This window comes from Azospirillum thermophilum, assembly GCF_003130795.1.
Classification (GTDB): domain Bacteria; phylum Pseudomonadota; class Alphaproteobacteria; order Azospirillales; family Azospirillaceae; genus Azospirillum; species Azospirillum thermophilum.
Genome location: NZ_CP029353.1, coordinates 1,868,275 through 1,884,206 on the forward strand (window position 1 = coordinate 1,868,275; position 15,932 = coordinate 1,884,206).

Consider the following 15,932-nt stretch of genomic DNA (forward strand, 5'->3'; position numbering starts at 1 on the left):
TCTGGTGTTGCGCATCGTTTTAGTGACCGAACTCTTCCTGAGCTCGACGGCATCAGTGCTAAGAGATGCCCGAGCGATTACCGAGAATAGCCACTTTGGCGGGTGAATCGGCCACGGCCCGCCGCCCTTTCAAACGCAATATTGTCGGCAAGTTTGAGCTATAATTAACTATTGAAATTTCCTAGTCTGGATCAGATTCGATATGTTTTGCTCTCGATAGTCCCTCTACTCTATTCCTCAGCGTTATAAGAAGTAAAATGGCTGTTCCAGCGATCAATCTGAGACTGCTGTCCTTCTACACCACGCAAACTGTTCTGCAAAGTTGCCCTCTCGTCAGCACTTGATGCAGTTGCCAACTGACACCGCAGCTTAAACCGCTTCAAGTGCGCCGAGTTGGGGGCGGAAAGACCGCTTGGACGTACAACCACACCAGTAACAACGCCAACTCCGCGACGATACCACTTTTCCTTTTCCTTTTTCGGCTGAAGACCGGCACGGTAAATGCGCTGGCGTATCTGGAACATGACTCGGTCTGGTACGACATCGCCGGAAACGGTCAGGTCATCCATATAGACGGACAGCTTACAACCGTTCTCCGAGGCGATTCGGGCGATCTGCTCCCACATGTCGCAGTGGGCGAAGTACGCCAATATTGAGCTGGCTGGACTTCCGCATGGCAGGTGTCCCTTATAAGTTGTCAGCTCAGTAAGAATGCCGGACACATCCGGTGCGCATTTCAGGATTCTACGGAAAAACCAGTTAACCCGCCGCGACTTTGTAGATGGGAAGTAATCACTAATATCAATGTTTCTAAAATGCCTAGATCCTACGTGATAGGCGGCGTTTGAAATATACAATCTTCCCCTGACAGGGCAGTGAAGAAAATATGGCGGAGTAATACAAGACAGCAATCTATAAATTCGCCTCTGAACTTCTTTAAGAGCAGGCGCTGGATCTTCAATCAGACGAGTCTTTCCTTTTAAATTTGTTTGCGGCCATTCTCTATACAAATCTTGAGAGAGGGCTGATAGCTTTCTTAGCTTTGCTGGAGTAAGACGAAGCAGCTCAGCCAATTTTCGCTTCGTGGTCAACTTGTAGAATGGCGACTGGTTAAGCGGATAGCTTTTGGTCTTCGTCGTCATCCTGTTTCCCCGACCGCTCTGCTATGAACGCCATGAGTCGGAGGACTTTGTCAGACACAAACTGGCGAGCTCTCTCAGCCGTACCTTCTTTGCCGAGATTCTCAGCAAAGAACATGATCGACGACAGCGGCATGCCATACACCTGAGCGTAACGCTCAAGCAACTGTAACGTAGGCTTCTTTTTGCCTGCCTCGATCTCCGATACGTATGACTTCGTCACGCCTAGCTTTGCTGCCAAATCCTTCTGCGACAAGTCATGAAAGACCCGGAGCAGTCGCAAGGCTTCGTTCAACACGGCCACCTCCTCGAATGCATCCCAGGGTAACAAGGCTGGGTGACGTCAGTTCCTTTCGTCAAAGCACTCAATCACCTTCACGACTAGTCGTGCGAGCGCGATCAAAAGCCTTGCCGTCCAGGGATTGCACAAAATGCGCAACACCTGCTTAAGGATCTGCCGCCGCCGTCGTCGGTTGGAACGTGAATCGACCATCGACATGGCGGAATTCTCCTTCTCATTCAAGCGCCTGCGGGATTGCAGAACGCTCGTGCCCTCAACGAGAAGTGGAGAACGACGGCTTTACCCAGCTTGACCCAGCGCGGGGCCAATGTCCTGGCCCCGCGCCGTCTGCGGACGGACGTCGCCGCGTCGCCGCGCCGCACCACCGCCACAGTTTGTTAGGAGGCATTAACACCTCCCACGAGTAAGTCCGATGACTTACTCAGTGAATGGGCGCATCTCCATTAACGTCACCAACTGGATTCGAAGGTAGCGAGCAGTTCTCTGTCAGTCAACATGGTTCGCTGCCAGAGAACCAACTTTTTATGGTTAACGTCCAATAGTATTCGCAGAAAGCGCGAGTCAAGGCCCGCCGGGGCTCAGCCGCCGCGGTGGACCACCCGCCACACCGCGCCGTAATCGTCGGCGATCAGCAGGCTGCCGTCCCTGGCGACCGACAGGCCGCTCGGCCGGCCCCACACCCGCGCCGGGCCGCTGCCGCCCGGCATGCGGAAGCCGGCGGCGAAGATCTCGTAGCCGCCGGTGGGCTTGCCGTCGCGGAACGGCACGAAGGCCACCGTGTAGCCGACGGGGTCGGAGCGGTTCCAAGAGCCGTGCAGCGCCACGAAGGCGCCGGCCCTGTACTTCTCCGGAAAAATGGTGCGGTCGCCGAAGACGAGGCCGAGCGGGGCCGAATGGGCCTGGAACAGCACGTCCGGCACGATCGCCCGCTTCACGAGGTCCGGCCGCTTCTCCGCGAAGTCGGGCTGCGGGTTGGATCCCAGATAGGAATAGGGCCAGCCGTAGAAGCCGCCCTCCTGCACCCGCGTCAGATAGTCGGGGACGAGCTGGTCGCCCAGCCCGTCGCGCTCGTTCACCACGGTATAGAGCTCGCTGCTGCCCGGCCGGAAGGCCATGCCCACCGCGTTGCGCAGGCCGGACGCGAAGGTGCGCTGGTTGCCGCCGTCGATGGAGAAGGCCTGGATCGTCGCGCGCGGCTCCGGCTCCTCGTCGATGTTGCCGTCGGAGCCGATGCCGACATAGAGCGTCCGCCCGTCCGGCGACACCGCGACCGTGCGCGTGTTGTGGCCGCCGCGCTTGCCGAAGGCGCCGTCGGCGGTGATCCTCCGCCGCTCGCCGGCCTTGGCCGCCCCCTCCGTCCAGGGCAGCCGCCACACCCCGGCGAGGTCGCCGACATAGACGGCGCCGTCATGGTAGGCGAGGCCGTAGGGCCGGTCGAAGCCGGTCGCCCAGGCCGCCGCCAGCTCCGCCTTGCCGTCGCCGTCGGCATCGCGCAGCAGGGTGACGGAGCCCGGCCGCTGCTGCGCCACCAGCACGTCGCCGTTGGGCAGGGTCAGCAGGTTGCGCGCATGATCGACGTTGTCGCGGAACAGCGTGACGGTGAAGCCCTCCGGCACCCGCAGCGGATCCCTGGCCGGCCGCTTCACGCTCTCCGCCTGGACGGCCACCGCCGGCGTCTCGTAGGGCTTGGGCAGGTCCTGCACCCGCACATGGATGCTGTCGCCGACGCTCTGCCCCGGCGGGCGCTGGGCAAGGGCCGGCGTGGCGGCGGCGGCGAGGGCCAGTCCGAAGAGGGCGGCGCGGCGGAACGTCATCGGTCGGAGCCTCCGGTAGGGAACGGACGTGCCCGACCATGTGGCGCGCCCACTGCCGCGCTCAAGGGTCATAGCGCCTCCGGCGCTTGAGGGTCATACCGCCTCCGGCGAGGCCCGACCGTGAACTCCCCGTTTGACTCTGCGGCGGGGATCCGTATAGTGCCGGCCTTCACTTCCTGGGAAGGTGGACGAGCGGCAGCGTGCCTTTTCGGCGCGCCCTTCGCCCCGTCCGATGGTCCTGCGGGACCGCCGGAACTACCGGGACAACATCAACTCGTGTTCCAACGAGGCTTTGGAAAATGAGCAAGCGTCAAGAGTCCAAGTACAAGATCGACCGGCGCCTCGGCGTCAACCTGTGGGGCCGCGCCAAGAGCCCGCTGAACAAGCGCGAGTACGGCCCGGGCCAGCACGGCCAGCGCCGCAAGAAGCCGTCGGACTACGGCCTGCAGCTGATGGCCAAGCAGAAGCTGAAGGGCTACTACGGCAACATCGGCGAGAAGCAGTTCCGCCGCATCTACGCCGAGGCCGTGCGCCGCAAGGGCGACACCGGCGAGAACCTGATCGGCCTGCTGGAGCGCCGTCTGGACGCCGTCGTCTACCGCATGAAGTTCGCGCCGACCCCGTTCGCCGCGCGCCAGCTCGTCAACCACGGCCACATCCTGGTCAACGGCCGCCGCCTGAACATCCCGTCGGCCCAGATCAAGGACAACGACACCATCGAGGTGCGGTCGAAGTCCAAGCAGCTCGCCATCGTCCTCGAGGCCGTCGCCTCGGGCGAGCGCGACATCCCCGACTACCTGGAAGTCGACACCTCCGCCCTGAAGGGCCGCTTCGTGCGCGCCCCGCTGCTGGCCGACGTGCCGTACCCGGTCCAGATGGAGCCGAACCTGGTCGTCGAGTTCTACTCGCGCTGACCCCTCGGCCCGCAAGGGACAGGAAGAAAGGCCGCTCCTCCGGGAGCGGCCTTTTCTTTTGGCCGGTTCCTTGTGGGCCGGACCGGCCGGCGGAGCACGCCGTCACGGCGGCAGCGACAGCAGCGGCCCCAGCTTGGCAAGCACCTGCTGCTGCACGGCCTCCGGGGCCGGCGCCGGCGCCGTCTACGCGCACCGCCTCACGCCGCCACGGGCACCCGGCCGTCGCGGGCGCGCATCAGCAGCCACACCACCGACACGCCCAGCAGCTTCGACGCGAAGCTGGCGGCCCACACGCCGGGCTCCCAGATGTCGAGCATGCCGAAGAACAGCGCGGTGTCCGCCGGCACCGACAGGGCGGCGCTCAGCCACAGGCGGTCGCGCAGCGGGCGCTTGGTGACGGTGAAGACGACCCAGTCGATGGTCTCCGACAGGGCGAAGGCGGCGACGCTGGCCGTCGCGACGAACGGATCGGCGAGCAGATAGGACACCACCGTGCCGGCCAGCATGGCGGCGAGCGCCCAATGGCCGAAGCGGACCTGCACCATGTCGCGCAGGATGAAGACCAGCCCGACCCAGCAGGACCAGACGAGGTCGAGGTGGGGGAACAGGCTGAAGGCATAGTTGATGGCAACGATGCTGCCGATATAGGCGGCAAGCCAGATCATGTCGGTCATCCTCCGAAGGCGACCCGCGGAAATACGGGCGCTCAAGACCGGGGCAGACCCGCGTGAATGCGGGCGCCCCGTCCCGGGGATGTAACAGGATCGGCGGCGGATTTGAAGCCCGCCCTACCGGCCGCAGCGCTCCTCCAGCCAGCGGACGCCGAACCGCAGGAGGTCGGCGGCCGGAAGCAGCACGCTGCCGGCGGAGCCGACCTCGCCGGTCCGCCCGCCGCCCTGGTCGAGGAACTGCCGGACGATCGTCCCGAAATAGCCGGGGTCGAGCCCGTCGACCACCGGATCGACGGTGTCGAACTCCTCGATCACCCGCCATTCGACGCGGCCGTCGACCAGGAAGGGCGTCTCCATCCGCCGGACATGCTTGCCGGGGATGCGGGCGAGATGCTCGGCATGGTGAAGCAGGCTGACGGTGTCGAGCGGCGCCCCGACCATCAGCACCTTGCCGCCCGCCTCGACCAGCTTGGCGAAGGGCGAGCCCTCGCCATAGCCGTAGTCCAGCGGGTGGTCGGCGACGAACCAGTCCGCCCGCGCGCCGATGGCGGCGACCGACGCCCCCGGATTGCCGCTGCGCCGCGCGCCGGGATAGGTGCGGACGAACTCGGCGATGACGCCATGGTCGCGGCTGGCCCGCGAGGCGGCCGGGTCGAAGGGCGGGATGTCCGGCTTCAGGGCCGGCGGCAGCATCCCCTCCTCGTCCAGCGCGTCCTCGTACTGGGCGTCCCAGTTCACGTAGGCGAGCAGGGTTCCCCGCGGCCCCACGGCGTCGAGGATGGCGCCGATCAGCGCGTCCGGCCCGTTCAGCATCTCGCCGGCCGAACGCATCGCGGCGTGGATCATCACGCTGTCGCCCGGCTCAACCCCCAGCGCCTCCAGCTGGCTGCGCAGCTCGCGCCGGCTCCAGTACGGGTCCTCTCCGATCTCGATCATTCGTCCCATCCAACCCGTTTCTTGTTGTCCTCAGCCCCGCTTCCAGCTCGTTCCCTGCGGGCCGTCCTCCAGGACGATGCCCTGGTCGGCCAGCGCCTTGCGGATGCGGTCGGCCTCCGCGAAGTTCTTCGCGGCGCGGGCGGCCCTGCGGTCGGCGATCATCTGCTCGACCTCGGCGTCCGACAGGGCGGCGGCCCCCTTCGGGGCCCAGCGGAACCACGCCTCCGGCTCCTGCTGCAGAAGGCCGAGCTGGCGGCCGGCGGCCAGCAGCGCCCCCTTGGCCTTCGCCCGCTCCGCGTCGCTCTTCGCCTTGTTCACCGCCCCCGCCAGCTCGTGCAGGTGGGAGATGGCGAGCGGCGTGTTGAGGTCGTCCTCCAGCGCCGCCAGCAGCTCGATCGGCAGCTCCGCCTCCGCCGCGGCCGGATCGCCGCGCAGCGCCTGGTACCAGCGGTCGAGCGTCGCCTTCGCCTGCCTCAGCCCGTCGCGGGTGAAGTCCAGCGGCTGGCGGTAATGCGCGCTCATCAGCGTCAGGCGGATCGCCTCGCCGGGATGGTCGTCCAGCAGCTCGTGAACGGTGAAGAAGTTGCCGAGCGACTTCGACATCTTCTCGCCTTCGACCGTTACGAAGCCGTTATGGACCCAGTAGCGGGCAAGGGTATCCGTTCCGTGCGCGCAACGGCTCTGGGCGATCTCGTTCTCGTGGTGGGGGAAGATCAGGTCCAGCCCGCCGCCGTGGATGTCGAAGGTGACGCCCAGATGCTCCTTCGCCATGGCGGAGCACTCGATGTGCCAGCCGGGCCGGCCGCGGCCCCACGGGCTGTCCCAGCCGGGCTGGTCGGGGGTGCTGGGCTTCCACAGCACGAAGTCGGACGGGTCGCGCTTGTAGGGCGCCACCTCCACCCGCGCGCCGGCGATCATCTCGTCGAGCGAGCGGCGGGAGAGCTGCCCGTACTCCGTCATCGACGGCACCGAGAACAGGACGTGCCCCGCCTCGGCATAGGCGTGGCCGCGCGCGATCAGCTCGGCGATCAGCGCGATCATGTGGGCGATGTGGTGCGTGGCGCGCGGCTCGACCGTCGGGCGCAGCGCGTTCAGCGCGTCCATGTCCGCATGGTACTGGTCGGTCGTCCGCCGGGTCAGATCCTCGATCGGCTCGCCGCTGTCGCGGGACCGGTCGATGATCTTGTCGTCGACGTCCGTGATGTTGCGGACATAGGTCACCGACGGGTAGAGCCGCGACAGCAGCCGGAACAGCACGTCGAAGACGACGACCGGCCGGGCGTTGCCGATGTGCGCCGTGTCGTACACGGTGGGACCACACACGTACATGCCGACATGGTCCGGGCGAAGCGGCTCGAAGCGCTCCTTGCGGCGGGTCAGCGTGTTGTAGAGGTCCAGCGGCACGGCCTCGGTCTCCTTGGGTGTGGTGGTCTCGGCGGACGGGGGCCCGGCGAACGGGTGTCCGGCGAACGGTCAGGCGGTCTCGCCGGCCAGCCGGCGCAGGGCGCGCGGCCGGCCGATCAGGGGTAGCAGGTTCTTCAACTCCGGTCCATGGTCGCGGCCGGTCAGCGCCCGGCGCAGCGGCAGGAACAGCTCCTTGCCCTTGCGCCCGGTCGCCCCCTTCACCGCATTGGCCCAGGCGCCCCAGGTGCCGGCGTCCCACGGCTCGCCCGGCAGCAGGGCGGCCGCCTGCTCCAGGAAGGCGGCGTCCTCCACCACCGGCGTCACCGGGGCGTGGGTCACCGCCCACCAGTCGGCGGCGTCGGCCAGCCGGGCCAGGTTGGGGCGCACCGCCTCCCAGAAGGCGGCGTCCGCCCCGGCCAGCCCCAGGGACTCCAGCCGGCCGCGGACGCTCTCGAAGGGCATCAGGTGGAGCAGGCGGGCGTTCAGCCGCATCAGCTCCTCCGGGTCGAACTTCGGCGTCGCCCGCGACACCTTGGCGAGGTCGAAGTCGGCCGCCAGCTCGTCCAGCGTCAGCCGCGCCTCGATCGGGTCGGAGGTGCCGAGCTTGGCGAGCAGGCTGTTCAGCGCCATCGGCTCGACCCCCTCCTCGCGCAGGCTGCCGATGGCGAGGCTGCCCAGCCGCTTCGACAGCCCCTGCCCCGCCGCGTCGGTCAGCAGCGGCAGATGCGCGAAGACCGGGACGCCCGCCCCCATGGCCTCGAAGATCTGGATCTGCACCGCCGTGTTGGCGACATGGTCCTCGCCGCGGATGATGTGGGTGATGGCGAAGTCGGCGTCGTCCACCACGCTGGTCAGGGTGTAGAGCGGCCGGCCGTCCTCGCGGATCAGCACCGGATCGCTCAGCGCCGTGCCCTCGAACCGCACCGGGCCGCGCACCAGATCCTCCCAGGCCACCGGATCGGGCGCCAGCTTGAACCGCCAGTGCGGCCGGCGGCCCTCCGCCTCCAGCCGGGCGCGGTCGGCGTCGCTCAGGCGCAGCGCGGCGCGGTCGTAGATCGGCGGGCGGCCCTGCGACACCAGGCTGGCACGCTTGAGCGACAGCTCCTCCGCCGTCTCGTAGCAGGGGTAGAGCCGGCCGGCGGCCTTCAGCGCCTCCGCCACCTCGTCGTACCGCGGATAGCGGTCGCTTTCGCGGGCGAAACGGTCCCAGGTCAGGCCCAGCCAGGTCAGGTCGGCGGCGATGGCGTCGGCGAACGCCTGCGTGGATCGTTCCTCGTCCGTATCGTCCAGCCGGAACAGGAAGCTCCCGCCGGTCCTGCGCGCGAACAGCCAGTTGACGAGCGCCTGCCGGACATTGCCGACGTGAAGGCGGCCGGTCGGGCTGGGGGCGAAGCGGACGGCGGTGGACATGGCGGAACTCACCTGACGGGTAGTCGGGCGGCGAGTCCTAGCACGGGCGGCGGCGGTCCGGAAGCCATGTGCTCCGGCGGCGGCGCCCGAACGGGGTGCCGCACCCCTTTCGCGCAATGGTCGCGCAATAGTTCGTTAACCATAACGGCCGATGCTCGGCCCCGGATGCACCCTCTGGATTACGGGACGAGGACGGCGATGACCTGCATTGTGGGCTTGGTGGACGGCGATCGGGTGTGGATGGGCGGCGACAGCGCCGGCGTGAACGGGCTGGACATCACCGTCCGGGCCGACAGCAAGGTGTTCCGCAACGCCGACTTCCTGATCGGCTTCACCAGTTCCTTCCGGATGGGCCAGCTCCTGCATTACCGGCTGGAGGCGCCGCACCGCGATCCCGAGGCCGACGTCTTCCGCTACATGGTGGTCGATTTCGTCGATGCCGTGCGCGGCTGCCTGAAGGACGGCGGCTACGCCCACCGCTCCAACGACGTGGAGAGCGGCGGCAACTTCATGGTCGGCTACGAGGGGCGGCTGTTCTCCGTCCAGTCCGACTATCAGGTGGGCGAGGCGGTCCGCGGCTATCACGCCATCGGCTGCGGCGCCGACTATGCCCTGGGCTCGCTGGCCTCCACCGCCGGCCAGCCGCCGGAAGAGCGCGTGCTGAAGGCCCTGGAATGCGCCGAGCTGTTCAGCGGCGGCGTGCGTGCGCCCTTCACCATCCAGTCGCTGATGCGCCGGCCGCATCTCGCCCTCAGCGAGGCCGCCTGACCCCGATTGGTTGCAGAGTAGACGTATTACTGGTCATACCAATATCCCGCTGGCTATTGCGTCACCCATGGCTTATGAAAAATCCCGCCTTGCAAAGAAAGGCACGGGGAATAACCACAAAGACATTGGGTGATAGAGATGACGGATCAGGTTGTTGGTGGTGCTGACTATCTCATCGGGACCGACGAGCACGCGGATCTTGCCGGCGGCTGGGGCAACTCGCCGTTCACCGTGTTCCCGGCGCTGGTTCTTCTGCTGATCATGCCGCTGGCGATTCTGTTCCACCCGACCTGGATCGTGCTGCCGGCCGTGCTCGGCGCCTTCACGATGCTCGGCATCATCGTCAAGCTGACCCGCGGCTGAGCCGCCTGCGGCCGGGATCACCGAAGGACCGGCGGCCCCACCGGTGGAGCCGCCCGCCCTTCCCCTCAGCCGCCCTTCCCGTTACCCGGCCGTCCCGGACCCGGCGATGAAGCCGTTGGCCAGGGGGTAGCGCCGCTCCCGGTCGGACGGGCGGCGCGTGATCCGCGGGCCCGGCGGCGCCTGCCGCCGTTTGAACTCCGCCTTCTGCAGCAACGTCCAGACGGCGGTCACCGTCGCCTCGTCATGGCCGCGGGCGACGATCTCTCTCAGGCTCCGGTCGCGGTCGACGAGACCCGCCAGGATGTCGTCCAGCACCTCGTAGGGCGGCAGGCTGTCCTGGTCGGTCTGGCCGGGCTTCAGCTCGGCGGTCGGCGCCTTGGCCAGCACCCGCTCCGGCACCACGCGGCCGGCCGGACCGCGGCCGATGGCCGGCATATGGGCGTTGCGCCAGCGCGCCAGTTCATAGACCGTCGTCTTGTAGACGTCCTTCAGCACGGCGAAGCCGCCGCACATGTCGCCGTAGAGCGTGGCATAGCCGACCGATCCCTCCGACTTGTTGCCGGTGGACAGCAGCAGCGCGCCGAACTTGTTGGACAGCGCCATCAGCGTGACGCCGCGGATGCGCGCCTGCAGGTTCTCCTCGGTCACGTCGGGGTCGCGGCCGGCGAAGGCCGGGGCGAGCATGGCGTCGAACGCCTGCATGGCCGGTGAAATCGGAATCGTATCGATCCGGCACCCCAACAGTTCCGCCGTTTCGGCGGCGTCCTCGCGGCTCTCGGCGCTGGTGTGGGGCGAGGGCAGCATCACGCCGTGCACCCGCTCGGCCCCCAGCGCATCCACCGCGATGGCGGCGCTCAGCGCCGAATCGATGCCGCCGGACAGGCCGAGGATCACGCCGGGAAAGCGGTTCTTGTTCACATAGTCGCGCAGCCCCAGCACCAGCGCGCCATAGACCGCCTCCGCCCCCTCCGGCGGGGCGGCGGTCCCGGCCTCGCGGCACTGCCAGAGGTCGTCCTCCCCGCGCTCCCAGCGGGTCAGCAGCAGATGCTCCTCGAAGGCGGGGGCCTGGGCGGCCAGCGACCGGTCGGCGGCGATGACGAAGCTGGCGCCGTCGAACACCAGCTCGTCCTGCCCGCCGACCTGGTTGACGTAGAGCAGCGGCAGCCCCGCCTCGGTCACCCGGCGGACGACGAGCTGCAGGCGCCCGTCCGATCCGTCCGCCGCGAAGGGGCTGGCGGCGGGCACGATCAGCATCTCCGCCCCGCTCTCCTGCAGGGTTTCCACCACGTCGGGCGAGCGGAGGTCGTCGCCGACCGGAAGGCCGAGCCGCACGCCGCGGAGATTGACCGGCCCCGGCATCGGCCCCGGCGCGAAGACCCCCGCCTCGTCGAACGGCCCGTCGGACGGCAGATCGACCTTGTAGCGCGTCGCCGCGATGCCGCCCCGGTCCAGCAGCAGAACGGCGTTGCGGCAGAGCCCCTCGTCGCGCCACGGCGCCCCGACCAGCAGGGCGGGGCCGCCGTCGCCGGTCTCCGCCGCCAGCGCGCGCACCGCCTCCTCCACCCGGTCGAGGAAGAAGGGCTTCCGCACCAGATCCTCGGGCGGGTACCCCGTCACCGACAGTTCCGGAAAGGCAACGAGGTCGGCGCCGCGGGCCGCCGCCTCCGCCCGGGCGGAGCGGATGCGGTCGATGTTGCCGGACAGGTCCCCGACTCCCGGGTTCATCTGGGCGAGCGCGACGGAGAGGCGGCCGGTGGTTTGGGGGTCGGACATGGCGGTTCCGCTCGATGACGACGACAGCAGTGTACAAATCCTAACAGCGCCGGAAGGCCGGAGGAACCGCCGCCACGGCGATGCGGCATCGCGACCCTCCCGCCGCTTGGCAAGGGCCCGCCGGCACCGTCCCGGCAAATGCTTCGAACTCGAAGTATTGCCTATCTAAGGTTTCATTTTAACCACAACAATTAACCTGCGGTAAAGATTTCCGGCAACACCATGACCGCGCGGGAGTAGCGATCTTACGGGAGGAGGCCATGTATTACTCGGAACTGTCGGGGCCGACCGGCACAGTCACCACCCAGACCATCAGCCTCGTGGGCAAGGAGAAGGCGGGCAAGGACAAGCCGGCCATCGAGAAGTCGGCGGCCGACAAGCAGGGCGCCGACAAGACCGATGCCAAGGCCGGCGGCAAGTCGTCGGCCTCCCCCGCCTATACCCTCAGCCAGTCGATGGAAAGCCTGCTGGACAGCATGACCGGCCAGGGCGGCAAGGCCGGCGCCGGCGGCGGCGCCAAGGAGGCGGGCGACCATGACGGGCTGCGCCGCGCCAAGGAGGCGCAGTCGCTGATGCAGTCGGCGCTCGACCAGGGCAAGGGCGGCCTGCCCGGCGCCCTGAAGGACGCCATCGGCAACCTGAAGAAGGGCCTGGGCGAGGTGCTGAGCGCCTTCGGCATGCCGGACGAGGCGGTGGGGGCCGTCACCGGCAGCTTCGGCGACCGGCTGAACTCCAAGCTGGCCGACCTCGACTTCAGCTCCATGGCGCTCGACATGCAGTCGGCGCGCTCGCAGTGGTCGATCGAGTCCCACGGCATCGAGCTGACCATCGCCGACGGCGACCGCAAGGTGCAGATCTCCTTCGCCAAGTCGACGCTGGACTTCCGCAAGGAGGAACAGTCGCTGCAGGCCTCGCTCGGCAAGGGCGGCGACCGGCTGTTCGGCCTGTCCCAGTCGGTGACCACCGCCTCGGGCAAGGCGACGGGCATCATCGTCCGCGGCAACGGCTTCAGCGAGGACGAGATCAAGGGCATCCTCGAAAAGCTGAACGGCATGGCCGCCAAGGGCGGCCCCGGCGCGGCCGGCGGCATGGCCGGGCTGGCGGTCCTGAAGCCGTCGACCGACAAGAACGGCGTCACCCACCTGACCCTCGACCTCTCCGTCCCGGTGGAGGGGCTGAGCAGCGGCAAGCCGGCCGCCGCCGCCACCGAGGCCGCGGCGAAGACGGACGGCGCGGCGAAGCCGGCGCCGGTCAACGTCGTGGCCTGAGCGTCGCTGCCTGAGCGTCGCTGCCTGAGCGTCGTGCCCGGGGGCGGGCCGCGCCCGGCGGACGGGCGCGCGCCCGTGACCTTGCCGGGCGCGCCCTCACGGGAATCGCATTTGAAAAAGAGGAGTAGCGTCGTGGGTGGAAATGGATTCTGACTATCGGCCCAAGGCAGAGGAACTGTGTCGATGGCCGGTGTGTTTCGCATTTCCTTTCAAGGGCTACCCGATCCGCGAACGGGCAATGCCCGGCGTCACGACCTGCTGGAGGTGCTGACCATCGCGCTGACGGCATCGATCTGCGGGGCGGAAAGCTGCGTGGACTTCGCCCTGTTCGCCCGCGACCGGCGGGCGCTGTTCGCGGAGTTTCTGGAACTGGCGGGCGGGTTGCCCAGCCACGACACCTTCTCACGCATCTTCCGCTTGCTGGACCCGGCGGCGCTCGCGCGCTGCTTTGAGCAATTTCTCGGCCAGTTGGGCGAGGATGGCGCCGGAGTGCTGGCGATCGACGGCAAGACGCTGCGCGGCTCCTTCGATCGGGCCGCCGGCCGCTCGGCCCTGCATGTCGTCACCGCGTTTGCCTCCGGCGCCCGGATGGTGGTGGGGCAGCGGGCGGTGGCGGCGGGCGAGAACGAGATCACCGCGGCGCGGGCGTTGCTGGAACTGTTCGACCTCAACGGCGTGCTGGTCACCGGCGACGCCCTTCATTGTCAGGCGCAGACCGCGCAGACCATTCTGGAGCGGGGTGGCGACTGGCTGTTCCCGCTCAAGGACAACCGCCCGGCGCTGCGGGCCGAGGTGGAGCGCTACTTCGCCGACCCGGCGGCGGCGTTGGGCGACGCCCACGTCACCACCGACGCCGATCACGGCCGCATCGAGGTTCGCCGGCACTGGACCAGCCCGGAGGTGGCGTGGCTGGCCTCCGACCGCCGCTTTCCCGACGAGGCCGCCCTGCCGGGCCTGAAGACCCTGGGCCTGATCGAGCGCACCGTCACCGCGGCCGACCAGCGCACGACGACCACCCGCACCCTCTATCTCTCCTCCGCTCGACTGGATGCCAAAGCCCTGGCCCGCGCCGTGCGCGCCCATTGGAGCATCGAGGCCGCCGTCCATTGGGTGCTCGACACCAGCTTTGACGAGGACCGCGCCCGCAACCGCAAGGACCATGGCCCCGAAAACCTCGCCATCCTGCGAAAGCTCGCCCTCAACGTCGTGCGCGCCGCGAAAAACGACGACTCCATCCGCGCCAGACGCAAGCGCGCCGGATGGTCCGACGACTACGCCCGTTCAATCCTCGCTCAAATGCGATAGCCGTGGGCGCGCCCTCCCGCAGGCTTGCACGGCCGGCGGGTCTTCTCTAAAAGCACGGGCGACGCTCCGTCGACCTCCGCCCCGAGACGGCCCGCCATGACCGACCGCGACACGCTGCTGGCCCTCAACCAGGCCTTCTACCGCGCCTTCAACGGCTGCGACCTGCCGGCCATGGAGGCGCTGTGGGCGGAGACGCTGCCGGTCTCCTGCATCCATCCGGGCTGGACCGCGCTGTTCGGGCGCGAGGCGGTGCTGGACAGCTGGCGGGACATCCTGCGCTCCGAGAACCCCTCCGTTCACGCCCGCAACGAGCGGGTGACGATCCACGGCGATACCGCCCTCGTCGTCTGCGAGGAGGTGCTGGGTCCCGCGGTGCTCGCCGCCACCAACCTGTTCGCCCGCGAGGACGGCTCCTGGCGCCTCGCCCACCATCAGGCCGGACCGGTGGCCCACGCCCGCGCCGACGTGGCGCCGCCCGACCAGCCGCCGCGCCGCCTGCACTGACCTCCCCCGGCACCCAGCCCGGCCCCCGCCGGCCGCCGGCTCACCGCCCGTTATAGGCCACCTCCGGCCTGCTCTCGAAGCCGCGGACGATGTCGGCGACGATGCGGTCGGCCGCCACCCGGTCGGGATCGCTGCCGGTCAGCGCCACCACCGCCCAGCGATGCGCCCGCGAGAAGGCCATGTAGGCGTTGAAGCCGCCGGTCGATCCGGAATGCCAGAGAATCGGCGTGCCGTCCGCCGCCCAGGCGACGAACCAGCCGAGCGCCATCGCCCCCTGCCCCAGCGCGCCGGGATCGCCCAGGCTCCGCCCCTCCACCTGCACCGTCTGGGCAAGGGCGAGCGTCACCGCCGTCGCCGGATCGCAGCCGGCGGGGCCCGGCGGGGTGCCCGGCGGGGCCGGACAGTCGCCCAGGTTGGCGCGCAGCCAGCGCAGCAGGTCGTCCACCGTCGAATAGACCCCGAAGGACGGCTGCATGGCCGGCGCCTCCCAGTCCGGCACCGTCTGGCCGCGGGCATGGCCGGCCGCCTTGCGGGCGCGCTGCGCGGCGGTCGGCGACAGGGTGGTGTCGGTCATGCCGAAGCGCTCCGTCACCACGCGCCGCAGCAGCGTGTCGTACCCGGTCCCGGCGGCGGCGGACAGCGCCTCGCCCAGCAGGGCCATGCCGACGTTGGAATAGCGGAACACCGTGCCCGGCGGCACCGGCAGGGCATAGCCGGCCAGCCAGCGCCGCACCTCGTCCCGCGTCAGCGGCTTGTAGGGGTTGCGCGGGTCCTCCAGCCGGTTCCAGGAAAAGCGCCGCGTCTCCGGCACGTTGGGCAGCCCGGCGGTGTGGGTGGCGAGGTCGCGCAGCCGGATCGGCCGCCCGTCATAACGCGGGGCCTGGACGCCGCGCGGCAGATGGCGGTCCAGCGGATCGGCGAGGGAGACGCGGCCGCTGCGCATCAGATCGGCCAGGATGGTGCCGGTGAAGGGCTTGGTCAGCGAGGCGATCTGGAACAGGGTGCGCCCGTCGGGCGGTCCGCCGTCGGGCCGGCCGCTGTCGCCGCGGCCGACCACCAGGGTCTGGCCGTCGCGGATGACGCCGACCACCAGGCTTCCCGGCCCGGCCTCCGCCAGCCGGGCATCGGCAAGGGCGGCGACCCGCTCCGCCAGGGGATCGTAGCTGACGGCCTCCGTCGGCCCGGCGGGCATGCTCCACAGCGCCAGAACCAGCGCGACGCCCTGCCAGACCCGCCGCATTCCCCCGCTCCCCCTGCCGTTGACGGTCAGAGGACAGTGGGGGCGCCGGACGCCCGGCGGTACGGCCGCGGACGGAGATCAGGCGAAGGAGCAGCCGGCGCCCGCCCGGCTTACGTCCGGGC

At 68.7% G+C, this 15,932-nt stretch carries 16 protein-coding genes; 6 read left to right on the plus strand and 10 right to left on the minus strand.

Annotated elements, in window-relative coordinates; all coding sequences use genetic code 11:
* Positions 1 to 230: 230 nt before the first annotated feature.
* From DEW08_RS15120 to DEW08_RS15130, 4 genes are all read right to left on the minus strand, one after another.
* The gene (locus tag DEW08_RS15120) at positions 231 to 1,142 is read right to left on the minus strand and encodes a reverse transcriptase family protein (RefSeq protein WP_109328463.1); all 912 of its coding nucleotides are present in this window, start codon (positions 1,140 to 1,142) and stop codon (positions 231 to 233) included.
* Positions 1,111 to 1,437 carry a helix-turn-helix transcriptional regulator gene (locus DEW08_RS15125; protein ID WP_109329890.1) on the minus strand — a complete coding sequence of 109 codons (327 nt, stop codon included), beginning with the start codon at positions 1,435 to 1,437 and terminating at the stop codon, positions 1,111 to 1,113. Before DEW08_RS15125 ends, DEW08_RS15120 begins: the two co-directional genes overlap by 32 nt.
* A 45-nt stretch (positions 1,438 to 1,482) precedes the next feature.
* Positions 1,483 to 1,638, minus strand: a complete 156-nt coding sequence (locus tag DEW08_RS31215) for a hypothetical protein (RefSeq protein WP_168220371.1) — start codon at positions 1,636 to 1,638, stop codon at positions 1,483 to 1,485.
* Between the two features lie 380 nt (positions 1,639 to 2,018).
* Positions 2,019 to 3,254: a PQQ-dependent sugar dehydrogenase gene (locus DEW08_RS15130; RefSeq protein ID WP_109328465.1), complete on the minus strand. Its 1,236-nt coding sequence runs from the start codon at positions 3,252 to 3,254 to the stop codon at positions 2,019 to 2,021.
* Positions 3,255 to 3,553: 299 nt separating this feature from the next.
* Between DEW08_RS15130 and rpsD the strand changes: the two genes are divergently transcribed.
* Complete coding sequence (gene rpsD / locus DEW08_RS15135; protein ID WP_109328467.1) at positions 3,554 to 4,168, plus strand: 30S ribosomal protein S4; 615 nt, start codon at positions 3,554 to 3,556, stop codon at positions 4,166 to 4,168.
* 197 nt (positions 4,169 to 4,365) lie between these two features.
* On the opposite strand, the gene DEW08_RS15140 is transcribed toward rpsD, so the two are convergent.
* The 4 genes from DEW08_RS15140 to gltX form a co-directional block, all read right to left on the minus strand.
* On the minus strand, positions 4,366 to 4,833 hold the full coding sequence (locus DEW08_RS15140; RefSeq protein ID WP_109328469.1) for a preQ0 transporter: 468 nt from the start codon (positions 4,831 to 4,833) through the stop codon (positions 4,366 to 4,368).
* A gap of 123 nt (positions 4,834 to 4,956) precedes the next feature.
* Positions 4,957 to 5,775: an aminoglycoside 3-N-acetyltransferase gene (aac(3), locus tag DEW08_RS15145; protein ID WP_109328470.1), complete on the minus strand. Its 819-nt coding sequence runs from the start codon at positions 5,773 to 5,775 to the stop codon at positions 4,957 to 4,959.
* Positions 5,776 to 5,805: 30 nt separating this feature from the next.
* The gene (gene cysS / locus DEW08_RS15150) at positions 5,806 to 7,179 is read right to left on the minus strand and encodes a cysteine--tRNA ligase (RefSeq protein WP_109328472.1); all 1,374 of its coding nucleotides are present in this window, start codon (positions 7,177 to 7,179) and stop codon (positions 5,806 to 5,808) included.
* Between the two features lie 69 nt (positions 7,180 to 7,248).
* A complete protein-coding gene (gltX, locus tag DEW08_RS15155) occupies positions 7,249 to 8,589 on the minus strand; it encodes a glutamate--tRNA ligase (protein WP_109328474.1) in 1,341 nt (446 codons plus the stop codon).
* A gap of 198 nt (positions 8,590 to 8,787) precedes the next feature.
* Here gltX and DEW08_RS15160 point away from each other — a divergent pair, with 198 nt between their 5' ends.
* A complete protein-coding gene (locus tag DEW08_RS15160; protein ID WP_109328476.1) occupies positions 8,788 to 9,357 on the plus strand; it encodes a hypothetical protein in 570 nt (189 codons plus the stop codon).
* A 138-nt stretch (positions 9,358 to 9,495) separates the two neighbouring features.
* Complete coding sequence (locus tag DEW08_RS15165; protein WP_109328478.1) at positions 9,496 to 9,720, plus strand: hypothetical protein; 225 nt, start codon at positions 9,496 to 9,498, stop codon at positions 9,718 to 9,720.
* Between the two features lie 81 nt (positions 9,721 to 9,801).
* Here the strand turns inward: DEW08_RS15165 and DEW08_RS15170 are convergent, their stop codons facing one another.
* On the minus strand, positions 9,802 to 11,493 hold the full coding sequence (locus tag DEW08_RS15170; protein WP_109328480.1) for an NAD+ synthase: 1,692 nt from the start codon (positions 11,491 to 11,493) through the stop codon (positions 9,802 to 9,804).
* 260 nt (positions 11,494 to 11,753) lie between these two features.
* On the opposite strand from DEW08_RS15170, the gene DEW08_RS15175 reads away from it, so the two are divergent.
* The 3 genes from DEW08_RS15175 (at position 11,754) to DEW08_RS15185 (ending at position 14,570) form a co-directional block, all read left to right on the plus strand.
* Positions 11,754 to 12,761 (plus strand): hypothetical protein, encoded by a 1,008-nt coding sequence (locus DEW08_RS15175; protein ID WP_109328482.1) that lies wholly within the window; start codon positions 11,754 to 11,756, stop codon positions 12,759 to 12,761.
* 183 nt (positions 12,762 to 12,944) lie between these two features.
* Positions 12,945 to 14,066 carry an ISAs1 family transposase gene (locus DEW08_RS15180; protein WP_109326842.1) on the plus strand — a complete coding sequence of 374 codons (1,122 nt, stop codon included), beginning with the start codon at positions 12,945 to 12,947 and terminating at the stop codon, positions 14,064 to 14,066.
* A 96-nt stretch (positions 14,067 to 14,162) separates the two neighbouring features.
* Positions 14,163 to 14,570, plus strand: a complete 408-nt coding sequence (locus DEW08_RS15185) for a nuclear transport factor 2 family protein (protein ID WP_109328484.1) — start codon at positions 14,163 to 14,165, stop codon at positions 14,568 to 14,570.
* Positions 14,571 to 14,610: 40 nt separating this feature from the next.
* Here the strand turns inward: DEW08_RS15185 and DEW08_RS15190 are convergent, their stop codons facing one another.
* Positions 14,611 to 15,810: a serine hydrolase domain-containing protein gene (locus DEW08_RS15190; protein ID WP_109328486.1), complete on the minus strand. Its 1,200-nt coding sequence runs from the start codon at positions 15,808 to 15,810 to the stop codon at positions 14,611 to 14,613.
* Between the last annotated feature and the right edge of the window lie 122 nt (positions 15,811 to 15,932).